The 14182-nt window shown below is 64.0% G+C and carries 12 protein-coding genes; 6 read left to right on the top strand and 6 right to left on the bottom strand.

The features are described 5' to 3' along the window. Positions 1–215: 215 nt before the first annotated feature. Complete coding sequence (locus tag C481_RS12930; RefSeq protein ID WP_006109671.1) at positions 216–815, bottom strand: DUF7344 domain-containing protein; 600 nt, start codon at positions 813–815, stop codon at positions 216–218. 945 nt (positions 816–1760) lie between these two features. Between C481_RS12930 and C481_RS12920 the strand changes: the two genes are divergently transcribed. Then, positions 1761–2714 (top strand): transcription initiation factor IIB, encoded by a 954-nt coding sequence (locus C481_RS12920; protein WP_006109670.1) that lies wholly within the window; start codon positions 1761–1763, stop codon positions 2712–2714. Here C481_RS12920 and C481_RS22220 read toward each other — a convergent pair. Next, positions 2707–2883 carry a hypothetical protein gene (locus tag C481_RS22220; protein WP_006109669.1) on the bottom strand — a complete coding sequence of 59 codons (177 nt, stop codon included), beginning with the start codon at positions 2881–2883 and terminating at the stop codon, positions 2707–2709. The two genes, C481_RS12920 and C481_RS22220, sit on opposite strands and share 8 nt — an antisense overlap. Positions 2884–3037: 154 nt before the next feature. On the opposite strand from C481_RS22220, the gene C481_RS12915 reads away from it, so the two are divergent. Further along, on the top strand, positions 3038–5035 hold the full coding sequence (locus C481_RS12915) for a DEAD/DEAH box helicase (RefSeq protein ID WP_006109668.1): 1998 nt from the start codon (positions 3038–3040) through the stop codon (positions 5033–5035). 140 nt (positions 5036–5175) lie between these two features. On the opposite strand, the gene C481_RS12910 is transcribed toward C481_RS12915, so the two are convergent. Continuing rightward, positions 5176–6195: a hypothetical protein gene (locus tag C481_RS12910; RefSeq protein WP_006109667.1), complete on the bottom strand. Its 1020-nt coding sequence runs from the start codon at positions 6193–6195 to the stop codon at positions 5176–5178. A gap of 300 nt (positions 6196–6495) precedes the next feature. Here C481_RS12910 and C481_RS12905 point away from each other — a divergent pair, with 300 nt between their 5' ends. Further along, positions 6496–7155: a hypothetical protein gene (locus C481_RS12905; protein ID WP_006109666.1), complete on the top strand. Its 660-nt coding sequence runs from the start codon at positions 6496–6498 to the stop codon at positions 7153–7155. A 131-nt stretch (positions 7156–7286) separates the two neighbouring features. Here the strand turns inward: C481_RS12905 and C481_RS12900 are convergent, their stop codons facing one another. Both C481_RS12900 and C481_RS22965 read right to left on the bottom strand, forming a co-directional pair. After that, a complete protein-coding gene (locus C481_RS12900) occupies positions 7287–7631 on the bottom strand; it encodes a hypothetical protein (protein WP_006109665.1) in 345 nt (114 codons plus the stop codon). 237 nt (positions 7632–7868) lie between these two features. After that, positions 7869–8000 (bottom strand): hypothetical protein, encoded by a 132-nt coding sequence (locus tag C481_RS22965; RefSeq protein ID WP_275040066.1) that lies wholly within the window; start codon positions 7998–8000, stop codon positions 7869–7871. A 196-nt stretch (positions 8001–8196) separates the two neighbouring features. Between C481_RS22965 and C481_RS12895 the strand changes: the two genes are divergently transcribed. Beyond that, positions 8197–10011 (top strand): helicase HerA domain-containing protein, encoded by a 1815-nt coding sequence (locus tag C481_RS12895; protein ID WP_006109664.1) that lies wholly within the window; start codon positions 8197–8199, stop codon positions 10009–10011. A 98-nt stretch (positions 10012–10109) separates the two neighbouring features. Here C481_RS12895 and C481_RS12890 read toward each other — a convergent pair whose 3' ends face one another. After that, positions 10110–11243, bottom strand: a complete 1134-nt coding sequence (locus C481_RS12890) for a DegT/DnrJ/EryC1/StrS family aminotransferase (protein ID WP_006109663.1) — start codon at positions 11241–11243, stop codon at positions 10110–10112. A 225-nt stretch (positions 11244–11468) separates the two neighbouring features. On the opposite strand from C481_RS12890, the gene C481_RS12885 reads away from it, so the two are divergent. After that, positions 11469–13094 carry an alkaline phosphatase family protein gene (locus tag C481_RS12885; RefSeq protein ID WP_006109662.1) on the top strand — a complete coding sequence of 542 codons (1626 nt, stop codon included), beginning with the start codon at positions 11469–11471 and terminating at the stop codon, positions 13092–13094. After that, positions 13091–14110 carry a lipid II:glycine glycyltransferase FemX gene (locus C481_RS12880; RefSeq protein WP_006109661.1) on the top strand — a complete coding sequence of 340 codons (1020 nt, stop codon included), beginning with the start codon at positions 13091–13093 and terminating at the stop codon, positions 14108–14110. The genes C481_RS12885 and C481_RS12880 overlap by 4 nt, the downstream gene beginning before the upstream one ends. The last annotated feature ends 72 nt before the right edge of the window (positions 14111–14182 follow it).

Raw genomic sequence — 14182 nt, 5'->3', positions numbered from 1 at the left:
TGATCGGTAATTAGATGGCTCCCGCGCGTGGAACAGCAAGCTGGCACGCGAACTGCTCCGGTACTGGATGACGGTCGCCGGGAGCCATCTAATGGTACGAACGGCCCGGATAAAAGTCCTTCTCGATTCTGTTCGTCGTTGAGAACGCCAGCGGGAACGACTGGTCAGATTCCGTGAGTCGTGGACGAGAGGGGGCGGATCCGAACGAAATGGACTTACTCGATTCGGGAGAGTTTGCCGTCGACATCGCGTTCGTGCTGGCGATTCGTCGCGACGTGGGCAAGCGAGAGGGCGAAAAACGCGACGACGACACCGCCGGCGATCGCAAGCGTTGGGAGGGCCGTGAGCCCAGGGAGACCAACCAGTGCCGCACTAACGAGGAGGCCACCGGCCACGCTCAGGCCAGCGTACCACCGATCCCAGCGGTCCTGTCGGTGGGTATCCGTGTCCAGGTACATCATCAGCAGGTCGGCGTTGTCCGCCAGCGAAATCAGTCCGCGATCCTGATCGTATTCGACGATACCGGCATCGTCCATTTTTGGGAGATGGGTCTGATAGAGCGCGACGTAGACCCGCTTTCGCTGGTCCGAACTGAGGGCGTTAACGCTCGTATCGTTCTCCCAGGCGGCGATCTGTTCGGCGAGTTCACCGAGCGTGACGGTTTCGTCGGCCTCGAGCAGGTAGGTGAGGACTTCGCGTCGGCGGCGGTTCTTCAGGAGTTCGAAAATGACGTCTTTGGAGAGTTGGTCGTCAGTTTCGGCGTCGCCGACGGAGGAGGAGAGTTCGTCCGGAAGGGAGGTATCGACGGAGGACATTATCGCGGGCCTCCGCCGGTTGGGAGCTGTCCGGTGGACCGGTTGCAGCGGTTGTGGACGAACTGTTTCCGGGTTGGTCGGGGTTGGGTTTGGTCCTGTGTGTGGGGCTGGTTGTAGAGTCGATTCCGGGGACGATTTTGGTATCGGTTCTGAGTTCGGGTTCGAGCCTGTTCCGGGTGAACACGTCGTCGCTCAGAGTTCGATTCCAGTGGTTCCGCTGGGACGGGTTGAGTCGAGGACTGCCGTCGCCAGGCCGTATCCGAACCACTGGACTGTCGGACCGGCAGCGGCCCCTGTACGCTCGAACGGCAATTCGCAGTCACGATTGACACACCAAGTTGTACACCAACAGAGACACTCTTAAGCACAGCCACGTTTCGCACCGGCTGCAAAGGGGGTACGGACCGGCTTCTCGACGCGACGCTGCCGAGGCGATGAGAGCGTGATCGCTGTCGACGATTCGAGATCGAGTGCAGCGTCAGTATCGATGGATTGGGCGTCTGTATCGACGCCGTACGACTGTGGCTCGAAACGCGGTATCGATGCGGAGAGTGGCGTCGGTGTGCGGGTCGGCAACACAGCACTGTTAGAAAACGTTTGACCCGAGCGACATAAATTCTCCTGACGGTTTGCACTCGAAAGCCATCTTTACGTGTGGAACTACGATGTTACTCGTCGTCCAGTTACTATCTTGACCCAGTCGTCGGTAGTGGACACCGCCTGCACCCTCTAGTATGACCCCGTCAGGAGACGAAATCGCCGGAGGTCCGGTCTGGGACGGGATCGATTCGGGCTCTCTCGCGCGAGACGAATAACCACTCTCGGACACTGCTTCGGGACGCGAAACACGCCGTCGTCGTGCTCTCTTCGGGTGCAGTAAGTCGGCGTTTCTCGCGAAACCATGTGAACCCCTTACAGTGACAGCACGGTTTCCGTCCACTACTGATGACGCAGTCCATCATCGACAAGACCAGAACCGAGGTCCAGGAGGCTGACCAAGGGTTATGTCCAGACTGCGAAACTGAGACGATCATTCACGATCCGGATCGCGGCGAACGCGTCTGCGGAGAGTGCGGGCTCGTCCTCACCGAAGATCCGATCGACTACGGCCCGGAGTGGCGCGCGTTCAACGCCCAGGAACACGACGAACTCTCCCGCGTCGGCGCACCCCTTACGCAGTCGATGCACGACCGCGGGCTGACGACGACGATCGACTGGCGCAACAAGGACGCAAACGGCCACTCGATGTCAGCCGACAAGCACGGCCAACTTCACCGGCTGCGCGTCTGGCAGGAACGCATCCGCACGAAAAACGCCGGCGAACGCAATCTCAAGTACGCTCTCTCGGAAATCGACCGCATGGTCAGCGCCCTCGGCGTCCCGAAGCCCGTCAAAGAGACGGCAAGCGTCATCTACCGGCAGGCTCTCGAACAGGATCTCATCCGCGGCCGCTCTATCGAAGGCGTCGCCACCAGCGCACTCTACACCGCCTGTCGAAAGGAAGGGATTCCGCGCAGTCTCGAGGAAGTAACATCCGTCTCGCGAGTCGACCAGCGCGAGATCGGGCGCACCTACCGCTACATCGCCGACGAACTCGACATCAATCTCGAGCCGACGAACCCGCGCCAGTTCGTCCCTCGGTTCTGCTCCGAACTCGACGTGAGCAAAGCCGTCGAAACCAAAGCCGTCGACATCATCGAACAGACGACCGAACAGGGCCTCCATTCCGGCAAATCACCGACCGGCTTCGCCGCTGCCGCTATCTACGCCGCCGGCCTACTCTGTGACGAAACGATCCCACAACGAGCCGTCGCCGACACCGCCCAGACCACCGTCGTCACCGTCAGAAACCGCTACCGGGAGCAACTCGACGCGATCGACCAGGCTCCGGCTACATGATCGACCGCTCGTTCTCGCTGTAGACGTCTTCGTTGAGCAACGCGTGTAAATTCGCGTACGGGACGAACGCGATGAACTCGCCGTCCTCGTCGTAAAGTCTGAGTCCGTCGTCCGTTCGATCGTAGTCCTCACACATGATCTGTCCCTCCGGGAGGATCGCGCGGAACATACGAGTTCGTACGGCCTCGGTCGGCATATAGTGTTGCGCTTTCACAGGCCACACCACACCGTGGAAACGACCGGCACGACTACTGCGCCCGTGTCGTCAAAACGGAACTAAGCTAAGCGAAATCTGTTTACTCCCGCCACCGCTAGGGTCGGCAGTGACAGACGAACGTTCGTCAGCGACGCGCAGCGACGAGCACCTTCCTGCCGCCGACGCCGCCGAGACCGACAGCGTGGACGCCGCCGACGGGAACGAACACGAGAATCCGAACACAGACTCGGATACGGACGCGGACGCACCCGCTAGCACAAGTGCGGACGGCGAGTCGCGCTCGCCGCTCCCACTCGAGACGTTCCACGACGCCTGCCAGCAAACCGGCCGTCCCGTCCTCACCGCCGGCGAAGTCGCGCGCACGCTCGATCACCACCCGTCGCACGACGCCGTCAGCGACCGCCTCGACGCGCTCACCGAGCGGGGCGATCTCGAACGCCTCGCCGTCTCGGCCGATCCCGTCGTCTGGTACCCGAGCGAACTCGAGGACCTCACCGACCGCGAGCGCGTCGTCGTCTTCCCCAAACGCCGGGAAATCGTCGTCGACCGCCCCGACCAGTTCACTCGCGCCCAGCTCGCCCAGTTCGCCCACCTCGCGGACGGCAACGGCGAGGAGGGTTACCGCTACGTCGTCAGACCCGAGGACGTCTGGCAGGCACCCCACGACTCCTTCGACGCCCTCGCGCGAACCATGCGCCAGGCGCTCGGCCAGCGCTCGGCCGAACTCGAAGACTGGGTCCAGAGCCAGTGGGACCGCGCCCACCAGTTCCGGCTCACCACCCACGAGGAGGGCTACACCGTTCTCGAAGCCAAAAGCCCCGAAGTGATGGGCAACGTCGCCCGCCAGAAACTCGACGAGGAACACGTCCACGCACCCATCTCCGACACCGAAGACTGGGTCCGCGAGGGCTCGGAAGCCGCGATCAAGCGCATCCTCTACGAAGCCGGCTACCCCGTCCAGGACGAGCGCGAACTCGACTCGGGCGAACAGCTCTCCGTCGACCTCGAAGTCTCCCTGCGCGAGTACCAGCAAACCTGGATCGACCGCTTCGCCGAAGCCGGCGAGGGCGTCTTCGTCGGCCCGCCGGGCAGCGGAAAAACAGTGGCCGCGATGGGTGCCATGGCCCACGTCGAGGGTGAAACACTCGTCCTCGTTCCGAGTCGCGACCTCGCCCGCCAGTGGGCCGAGACGCTCGCGGAGTTCACCTCGCTCGCTCCCCACCAGATCGGGCAGTACCACGGCGGCCAAAAGAACGTCCGCCCCGTCACCATCGCGACCTACCAGATCGCCGGGATGGACCGCCACCGCTCGCTGTTCGACGACCGCGAGTGGGGGCTCGTGATCTTCGACGAGTGCCAACACGTCCCCTCGGACGTGTACCGGCGAAGTACGCACCTGCAGTCGCGCCACCGCCTCGGACTCTCGGCCAGCCCCATCCGGGAAGACGACCGTCAGACCGAGATCTTCACCCTCGTCGGCCCCCCGATCGGCACCGACTGGCAGGCGCTCTTCGACGACGGCTTCGTCGCCGAACCCGAACTCGAGATCCGGTACGTCCCGTGGGGCGACGACGAACAGCAAAACGCCTACGCCTCGGCTGAAGGGCGCGAGCGGTACCGAATCGCCGCTCAGAACCGCGGCAAGATCGACGAGATCCGCTACCTCCTCGCCGCGGAGCCGAACTCGAAGGCCCTCATCTTTGTGGACTATCTTGACCAGGGCGGTGAACTCGCAACCGCGCTCGACGTCCCGTTCCTCAGCGGCGAGACGCCCCATCACGAGCGCCGGCGGCTGTTGGACGAGTTCAGGCGCGACGAACGCGACCTGTTGATCGTCTCGCGGGTGGGTGACGAAGGGATCGACCTCCCGACGGCGGATCTGGCGATCGTCGCGTCCGGGTTGGGCGGCTCTCGACGGCAGGGAACGCAGCGAGCGGGGCGAACGATGCGGCCGGCGGGCGGCGCATTGGTCTACGTGCTCGCGACGCGCGGCACGCGCGAGGAGGATTTCGCGCGGCGACAACTCCAGCATCTGGGCCGCAAGGGGATGACGGTTCGCGAGGAGACGATTGATCGAGACGGCGCTGAGAGCGATCAAGAGTGAGATTTCCCGGTGAAGCCGCACGATTTCTCGTCGTGTGCGACGTCCCGCTAGAACGGCAGCGGATCTCCGTGTTCGGCAGGTCTGAGCGGGGCGGGGCTGCATCGGTGAAACCACGGCAGTAAGCGGTCCGCACCGACAGTCTACGGTTCGAACTGCTCCCGGTGGACGACGGTTTCCTCGTCGCCGTCGATCGCGGTGACGACGATTTGGTCGCCCGCAGGATCGACTTCCACGTACAACGTGATTCCCGTCCAGGTTGCACCGAACTCCTCGTTATCGTAGGCACCCGTCTGTCCGCCGGCGACCGTCGACTCGACGCGAACTCGCTCCGCGTCGATCTCGGTCGAATCGGTGAGGACGACCGCCGCCTGGTTCACGTCGCTCGCGGGGCTGTCGTACTCCCAGTTGATTTCCTCGACGACGTCATTTGCCTCGTCCTCGATCGGTTCCTCGAACGCCTCCGACGGATCGTCCGGCGCGTCGTCCGCCGGACCCGAGAACAGATACTTCCATTCGCCGTTCTCGGTGGCGAGTACCCAGACGGTCGGGTCCCCACCGGACGGATCGTCGGCACTGACCTCGAGAAGCGCGAGCCGTTCGTCGGCAAGGTCGTCGTCGAGTTCGTCCCGGTCGAACCAGAACTCGCTTCCCTCGAGTTCGAAGACGGCGTCGGTGGCGGCGTCCCTCGATCGCACGGTGGTCTCGTACTCGTCGGGATCGGCGTCGCCGTTTCCGCCGCTGAACTCCCACCCTTCTTCTTCCCACGCGGCGGGGTCGAGGGGGTTCAGTCGATGGGATACCTCGCTCATCGTCTCCGTGTCCTCTTCGACGGCCGCGTTGAGGTACGTCTCGACCACTGCGGATAGCGCGGCATCGACGCTGTCGTCGCGTTCTTCGGCGGCGTTCTCCTCGGTCGGTTGATCGCCATCGTCGGCGGTTGTCTCATCGTCGGTACCGTCAGTGTCCGCTACAGTTTCGTTTCCGTCTCCGTCTCCGTCTTTCGGAGCCGACTCGTCGGCCAAGTCGCTCACACAGCCCGCAAGCGGCAGGGTCAGCGCTGCGATCCCGGCTTGCAGCGCGCGACGTCGCGAGAACGGGGCCGCTGAACTCGTCTGCTTGTCGGTCGGGTTCGAGAGGGCTGCATCTCGGCTGGGGACCATACGTCTCGTTTCCGTAAGGTATTATTGAGGGTTTGGATTCCTGACTACTTCGAGGCCTGAGACTGGGAGTGCTGTCAGTCAGTTTCGGCGCAACCGGAGAGCAGTTCGCGGTTGCGCCAGGAAATCGGTACAGCAGAGCGTATGAAGCGATGCTCGAAACGGACAGCGGCGACAACCGATGCGTCTCGAGCGACGGTAACGACGAATCCACTCTCTTCAGGGACCACTGCAGTCTGCCGACCGAAACGAGAACTCGATCCGGAACGTTCATCAGACGATCATGACAGTGTCGAGCTAGGTATGTCCGCCACTGCCGGCGTCGAAGTCCCGGATCAGATTCATACAATAACCGAACGGTATAAACGTACTGAACGAATTCTGACGCTTCTCGTCGCAGCGGTTGCTGTAACCGCTGTGTTTGGCGCGTTCATCGTTCTGCCGTATTTCGCGGCCCTCGGGCTTTCGCTCGCAGCTATCGCCCTCGTTCGAGTTCCGCTGCTCGAAACCGAGGGTGAGTTACACTTGCGAACGGATGCCGATCCCGATGCCGTACGGAACGAGTTCGCGAGCGCGCTGCCGCCGGTGCTTCCGTTCCAGTGGGGCGGGGCCGAGAGGGTTCGCTCGACGGCGGACGGCGGAGTGTACGAGTACTCGTATCTGTTCGGCCGGCGGTCGACGACGATGGCGGTAACCGTTCGCTCCGGTTCCGAGACGAGTTCCGCTGGTGCCGACTGCGAACTCGATATCACGGCGGGCGAGAAACCGTGGGGACGATACCGCGTCTCCGTCGAAGACGACGGGGAGAGCACAGCGGTCGTCGTCGCGTTCGAATCAACGCGCCGGTACGCGCTGAACCGGTTGACGCAGTTGGTGGCTGCGAATCGCTATCAGGAAGAAGCGTACGCGGCGCAGGGTTATACGGTGGTGGACAGAGACTGGTCGCTCACGCTCGGGAGCTGAGTTGTCAGCATCTTCGCTTTTCGCTTTCGGTGGTGCTCGCGAATCGCTGCGGTGGGCGTTGGAGCGAGGTCGGCAAGGGCCTGAGACTGGGAGTGCTATCCCGATCGAGTGGCGGCGATCGGAGCGACGAACTAGTCGACGGCCGAGAGCGTCGCGGGCGATCGCTCCGGTTCTGCCGTCTCTGCGGGCTCTGGTTCCACGTTTTCGACGGCTTTGATGCCGACGCCGGCCGCGAGTTCAGTTTTGGCGTCGGTCTCGTCGCGGCGGGCGGGGTCGCTGAACACGACTCGAACGCGGAGGTCGACCGTCGTGTCGTTCAGTGCGGGATCGATGCCGCGAACGGTGGCGTCTTCGAGTCGGTCGACGGCGTCGATTCGTTCGACGACGCGCGCTGCGCCGTCGGCGAGGCTGCCGGTCGCGTTGATCGGCACGCGAACGGTGAGCGTCGCCGCGATTTCGGGTTGGGTGCGATCCATAGGCCCCCGTCGAGAGTCGAACTCGGCGGTCGGACGGCCCGTGTTGTCGGGCGTCCGCCGGTGGCCAGTCCACTGCGGGGGCGTCGCCCCGCGCAGCACTCGCTGGCCGGTGTCGCGTGAACCGAACGGCGGAATCCCCGATTGCGTAACGGAGAAACCGGGAAAGGAACAGTCGTAGCGACCCCGGCCGGCGAAGACGTGCGCGGCGCGGACGGGGTCAGAGACGGCGTGGAGCCGTCAGCGATCCCGTCCACGGCCACCGATGAGCCCATTGCCAGCGAGATACCCGCTGGCGACGGACTCGAGAACTCGCCCGGCAGCGGCGATGACTGCCGCGTGGCGAGTGGATGGTGGCGTGGTCGGGATCATCGGAACGATCGATACGTTGGCCGCAAGTGGCATAATCTTTTCTCAGGTATGCTAGTCATGGACACACTATGTGTCGGTGAATCGGCGTCGAAATCGATCGCCAATCCGAACTCTCACGTCGAGGCCAATATTCAAGGTCGCGTGCCCGGAGTGTACTGATAATGACCGAGTCGCGCGCGGACGAGGTGGGGCGGCGGTGAGCGAGCAACGCGAAGTGCTCGTCGGCGAAACCGATGACGGGACGGACCTGTACTTACCGGTCGTCGAACTGCTGACCGGCCGCGGATTCGTCACCGGGAAGTCCGGGTCGGGCAAGTCGAACACCGCCTCCGTCATCGCCGAGGAACTGCTCGAAGCTGGCTTCCCGCTGCTCATCGTCGACACCGACGGAGAGTACTACGGCCTCAAGGAGGAGTACGAGATGCTCCACGCCGGAGCCGACGAGGAGTGTGACATCCAGATCGGCCCGGAGCACGCCGAACAGATGGCAACGCTCGCCTTAGAGGAGAACGTCCCCGTCATCCTCGACGTCTCGGGCTACCTGGACGAGGACGAGTCGGACGAGTTGTTACGAAAGATCGCCCGCCAGCTGTTCGTCAAGGAAAAGAAGCTCAAGAAGCCGTTCCTGCTCGTCGTCGAGGAGGTCCACGAGTACATCCCCGAGGGCGGCGGCGTCGGCGAAACCGGCAACCTCCTGATCAAGATCAGCAAGCGCGGGCGCAAGCACGGCCTCGGCATCCTCGGCATCAGCCAGCGCCCGGCCGACGTCAAGAAGGATTTCATCACGCAGGCGAACTGGCTCGTCTGGCACCGCCTCACCTGGGACAACGACACCAAGGTCGTTGGCCGAATCATCGACACCGAATACTCCGAGATGGTCTCCGACCTGAACGACGGTCAGGCGTTCGTCCAGACCGACTGGACCGACGTCGACGTCCGCAAGGTCCAGTTCCGCCGCAAGCGAACGTTCGACGCTGGCGCGACGCCCGGCCTCGACGACTTCGAACGTCCCGAACTCAAGTCCGTCTCCGACGCCCTCGTCGGGGATTTGCAGGACATCTCCGAGCGCAAGGACCGCGAACAGGACCGCATCCACGAACTCGAGGCCGAACTCGAGAAGAAAGAGAAACGCATCGAGACCCTGGAGGACGAACTCGAGTCCGCCCGAGACGTCTCGAGCGCGGCCAAACAGATGGCCGACGCGTTGAGCAATCCCGGCACGGTCCAGACGCAACTCGGCGGCGGCAACGACGAGGAACTGCGCCGCCTCCACGAGGAGGTCGTCGACTTGGAAGACGAACGCGACGCCCTCCGGGCTGAACTCGAAACGCGCAAGGAACGCATCGAAGAACTCGAACAAACACTCGAATCCCGGACGGGGACCATCGAGCGACTGCGAGAAGAGGCCGAACGACTGCGGTCGCGAGTTCAGGAACTCGAAGCCGAAACCTCGGCGGACGCTGACGAGGCCGTTGGTGGCGACGCCGACGCAGAGTCGGAGACGATCGTGCAGGCCGGCGGTACCCCCGTCGAACTGGGATACGTCGGTACCGGTGGTGACGGGGGGCAGTCGGCGCTCGTCGTCGCGAACGACGAGACGGAGTACGACATGGGAGATGTCGTCGCTTTGCTCGAGCCGACCTGGATCGGCGGGCGTCTCGAGCGGGCGAGCGAGGGCTCTCGGTGTACGGTCGAGACGGCCGCACACGTGCTCGTGGTGCTGGCTGGCGAGGGGCCACTCGAGACGGAACGGATCGCGACGGCGGTCGACCGCTCGACGGTCGCGGTTCAGAGTCTCCTTTCCGAACTGCGCACGGAAGCCGTCCTCGACCGGACCGGCGTGCGGTCGTACGATCTTGCGGATGCGGTTCGGTCGAAACTGCAGGCGCTGGCTACGGCTGAGGAAGCGGAGACTGCGAGCGACGACGGGGACGACGAGCGCGAACAGCAGCAGGAGACCGGAGGGACCGAGCAGGAAGCCGGTATCCGCCCGGAACGGCGCACGCAGTGATCGCTGTCGATACGACTAGCTGCGGACACAGCCGCTCCGCTGCTGACACGATCGACGACGCTGCTGTCACAACCGGAGAGCGAGTCAGCCACCCGCAACTACGGTCGGCGAAGCGACTCGCCGACCGCCTCGATCGCCGTCGTGTCGATATGCTGGTGAACCGGGAGCGTGACGAGTTCGCGTGAGAGTCGCGTCGCCGTCTCGTACTCGGACTTCCCCCGTACCGCCGTCGAGAGTCGCGGCCAGGTGTGGAGGTCACCGACGCCGCAGCGTTCGAGTTCGGTGATGAACTCGTGGGGGCTGTCGGTGCGGACCGGAACGACCTGGGGACAGATCCCCTCGGGAAGCGTGGTGAACACCGGGTCGACGCCCTCGTGACTGTCGAGGAGTTGCACCCAGGTCCGAAAGTTCGCCCGCCGTGTGCGACGGATCGCGACCGGATCGATGCCGCCGGCGACGAACGCGGAGAGTTTCGACATCGGCGTTTTCCAGGCTTCGTATCGCTGGCGCGGCGTCGGGACGGTCGGCGAACGCCGCCGGCCGGCGAGAAGGCGTTCGAACGAGTGTCTCGCTCCCGGCACGACATCGAGCGCCTCTCGAACGACCGATTTGAGGACGTACTGATAGTCTCGACCGTCGAACGCATCGTGAACACCGGCGAGCGGCGAGGGTTCGTACCGGTCGATCACGGCGTCGTCGGTACGGTAGAGAACCGCTCCGTTCGGAACCGGCAGGAGCTTCCAGAGGCTCGTGATCCCGAGATCGCCGTGCGTTCCGAGCAGCGTGTCGCGGTCGACGCTAAGCGGCGCGTGGGCGTTATCGTCGATGTGATAACAGCCGTAGTCGTCGACGATCGCCATCAGTTCGTCGAGTCCGGGCTGGGGGAACCCGAAGTAGTTGACCGACATGACCGCGAGCGTGTCGTCGTCCAATCGCTGTTCCAGGTCGACGAAATCGGGTGCGAGCGTCCGCTCGACGGCGTAGTATCGCGGTTCGAGTTCGAGTTCACGAATGGGTTCGACGACCGCGTCCGGAAGGTACGCCGGGACGAGAACGTTCTGCTCCCGGTCCGGATCGGCGTCGACGAGCACGGCGAGTCCGTCGCGAAGGGCGAGTTTGCCCGAGCCGTAGAAGCTGAACTCGCGGGCGTAGCGGTCGACGAACGGCTCGATGCCGGTCGACTGCCTGGATGGGAGCGAGGAGGCGAGCAGCGATGGCGTTTCGCTGATCATCGGTCCACAGCACGGGTCGCAATCCTTGTCACCACGAGACACATCACAGCCGAATGTAGCCGAAGACGCCCTTAGTGATGGAGACAGTACACTGGTCGTGCCGGTGACAGGATTGGCTTACAGCCCGGAGTCGTCGTCGGACGGCTGGCGAGTGAGTAAACAGACCCGGCTTACACAGACAAAACGCTCGCATAACAAAGCCCGGACGGAAGCAATCGCTCCGCCATGGATGATTCGACCGACGAAACTGGGCTCTCCTTACTGGTAGTCGGACTCGATGCTGCCTGTCGCCCGATCCTGCACCCGCTGTTCGAGTCGGGTGCGGTCCCGACGCTACAACGCGTGTTCGAAACCGGGACCAGCGGGCCGCTCGAGTCGCAGATCCCACCCTGGACGGCGAGCGCGTGGCCGTCGATGTACACCGGGAAGAATCCGGGTAAACACGGCGTCTTCGATTTCCTCTCGTACGACGGCTACGACTGGGACGTGGTGAACTCGACGCACGTTCGAGAACGGCCGGTGTGGGAGCTCCTGAGCGAGCACGGCATCTCGAGCGTCGTCGTCAACGTGCCCGTCACGCATCCGTCCCGCGAGTTCGACGGCGCGCTGATCCCGGGGATGACCGCCCCCGAGGACCCGGACTGCCACCCCGAGGGGATTCTCGAGGACGTGAAACTCGCCTGCGGGGACTACCGGATCTACCCCCAGAGCGGCCCCGAACCGGACCGCTCGATCGAGGGCTACGAGCGGACGATCGAACTCCGGGGGAAGGCGTTTCGATATCTCTGTCGCCGGATCGACCCCGGCTTCGGCTTCGTCCAGTTCCAGCAGACGGACTCGGTATTCCACGAACGACCCGGCGACAAGAAGGCCATCGAGGCTGTCTACCGCGAAGTCGATAGCCAACTCGCTGAAACGATCGAAGAAACCGACCCCGACAACGTGTTGGTGGTCAGCGACCACGGCATGGGACCAGTTTCGGGCCCCGAGTTCAGGATCAACGAGTTCCTCAGGGACGAGGGCTACCTCGGCGCGCGGAAGGGTGGCGAGGGGATGCCCGACTGGTCGAAAGCCTGGGAGAACGACCTGCTCGAGGGCGACGACGCCGGGTCGGACGAAACCAGCGCGATCGAGACGGCCATGAACGCGGCCGCGAAAGTCGGGATCACCACGCAGCGCGTCGCGACCGCGCTCGATTACGTCGGTCTCAAGGAGCCGATCGGCCGCCGCGTCCCGAACGACATGATCCGCGCGGCGAGCGAGCAAGTCGACTTCCCGAACTCGCAGGTCTACATGCGCTCGAAAAGCGAACTCGGACTCCGGATCAATCTCGAGGGTCGCGAGCCGAACGGCCAGGTAGCCGCCTCGGAATACGAGCAGGTGCGCGACGAGGTTATCGACAACCTGGCCGACGTTCGAACGCCCGACGGGGAGCCGATGTTCGACGCCGTCGCACCGCGGGAGGTGTACTTCGACGGCCCGCACATCGAGCACGCCCCCGACATCGTGACGGTCCCCGCCGCCTTCGACACGGCCGTCGTCGCCGACCTCGGCCAGGCGCAGTTCGGCGAGCCGATGGAATCCTGGAACCACAAACAGACCGGCGTCGTCGCCGCGGCCGGTGAGGCGTTCGACGAACAGGCGGGTCTCGAAGGGGCGACGATTTTCGACGTTGCACCGACGATCTGCTCGCTGTTCGACGTGCCGATCGACGCCGCGATGGACGGCACCACGCTCCCGATCGTCGAGGAAAGTACGACGACTGAGTACCCGGCCTACGAGCCGGCGCCGATCACGGCGACCGACGACGGCACCGTCGAGGATCGGCTCTCCGACCTGGGGTATCTATGACGATCGAAGTCACCGAACTCGATCCGTGGCAGGACGGCGCCGAGTGGGACCGGTACGTCGAGCGCTCGGACGGGACGAACCCGTTTTTTCGGGCGGACGCGATTCGGCTCCAGGCACAGGATACGGGCACGACGCCGCATCTACTCGTCGGCTACAAGGGCCAGGAAGCAGTCGGTCTCTTCCCGCTCTTCGAGTTCACCAGAGGGCCGATCACGGGGGTGTTCTCGCCGGCACCGCAGTCGTGGTCGTGCTATCTCGGGCCGGCGCTGTTGAACGTCGACAAGCTCAAACAGCGCAAGGCGGACCGGCGGATCAAGCGGTTTCTCGAGGGCTGTTTCGCGTGGCTCGATACGGCGGTGTCGCCGCTGTATACGCGGATCGTCGCCGCCGAGTTCGACGACGTGCGCCCGTTCGTCTGGAACGAGTTCGACGTCGAGCCGTCGTACACCTACGTCGTCGACCTCGCGAGCGCGGGTCGGTCCGAAGACGACCTACTCGATCGGTTCAGCAGCGACGCCCGGAGCAACATCCGGAACGCGGACGAGGACGACTACGTGATCGAGGAGGGCGACACCGACGACGTCGAGCGGATCGTCGAGCAGGTCGCCGCCCGCTACGAGAACCAGGGCCGGGCGTTTCACCTGAGTCCGGCGTTCGCCCGGTCGTTGCACCGGGTGCTTCCGGACGGCTCGATCCGACCCTACGTCTGTCGCGTCGACGGCGAGTTCGTCGGCGGTATTCTTGTCGTCGAGTCCGAGACGACCCGCTACCGGTGGCAAGGCGGCGTCAAGCCGGATGCGGACGTGAACATTGCCATCAACGACCTGCTCGACTGGCACGTCATGCGCGACGGACTGCGCGCTGAACTCGAGCGCTACGACCTGGTCGGGGCGGGGGTGCCGAGCATCAACCGGTACAAGGCGAAGTTCAATCCGCGCCTGGTAACGAACTACGTCATCACGTCGGGCGCGTTCGGCTTCGATGTGGCGGTCGATCGGTATCGAAAGTATCGGTAGGCATCGCGATCGCGTTCGAGCCGTTACGGAGATGCGAGAAGAAGACCTTGCTCCGTTGAACAGCGATCTACT

It is taken from the genome of Natrialba asiatica DSM 12278 (assembly GCF_000337555.1).
Classification (GTDB): domain Archaea; phylum Halobacteriota; class Halobacteria; order Halobacteriales; family Natrialbaceae; genus Natrialba; species Natrialba asiatica.
The sequence above is the reverse complement of the archived record's forward strand: the minus strand, read 5'-3'. Positions and strand labels throughout refer to the sequence as shown.

What these genes read in the sequence shown, in the direction of transcription:
- C481_RS12905 (WP_006109666.1), top strand. Translation starts at nt 6,496, where the DNA reads ATGTCCGCCACTGCCGGCGTCGAAGTCCCGGATCAGATTCATACAATA.
- C481_RS12910 (WP_006109667.1), bottom strand. Translation starts at nt 6,195, where the DNA reads ATGGTCCCCAGCCGAGATGCAGCCCTCTCGAACCCGACCGACAAGCAG.
- C481_RS12920 (WP_006109670.1), top strand. Translation starts at nt 1,761, where the DNA reads ATGACGCAGTCCATCATCGACAAGACCAGAACCGAGGTCCAGGAGGCT.
- C481_RS12900 (WP_006109665.1), bottom strand. Translation starts at nt 7,631, where the DNA reads ATGGATCGCACCCAACCCGAAATCGCGGCGACGCTCACCGTTCGCGTG.
- C481_RS12890 (WP_006109663.1), bottom strand. Translation starts at nt 11,243, where the DNA reads ATGATCAGCGAAACGCCATCGCTGCTCGCCTCCTCGCTCCCATCCAGG.
- C481_RS12930 (WP_006109671.1), bottom strand. Translation starts at nt 815, where the DNA reads ATGTCCTCCGTCGATACCTCCCTTCCGGACGAACTCTCCTCCTCCGTC.
- C481_RS12880 (WP_006109661.1), top strand. Translation starts at nt 13,091, where the DNA reads ATGACGATCGAAGTCACCGAACTCGATCCGTGGCAGGACGGCGCCGAG.
- C481_RS22965 (WP_275040066.1), bottom strand. Translation starts at nt 8,000, where the DNA reads ATGATCCCGACCACGCCACCATCCACTCGCCACGCGGCAGTCATCGCC.
- C481_RS22220 (WP_006109669.1), bottom strand. Translation starts at nt 2,883, where the DNA reads ATGTTCCGCGCGATCCTCCCGGAGGGACAGATCATGTGTGAGGACTAC.
- C481_RS12885 (WP_006109662.1), top strand. Translation starts at nt 11,469, where the DNA reads ATGGATGATTCGACCGACGAAACTGGGCTCTCCTTACTGGTAGTCGGA.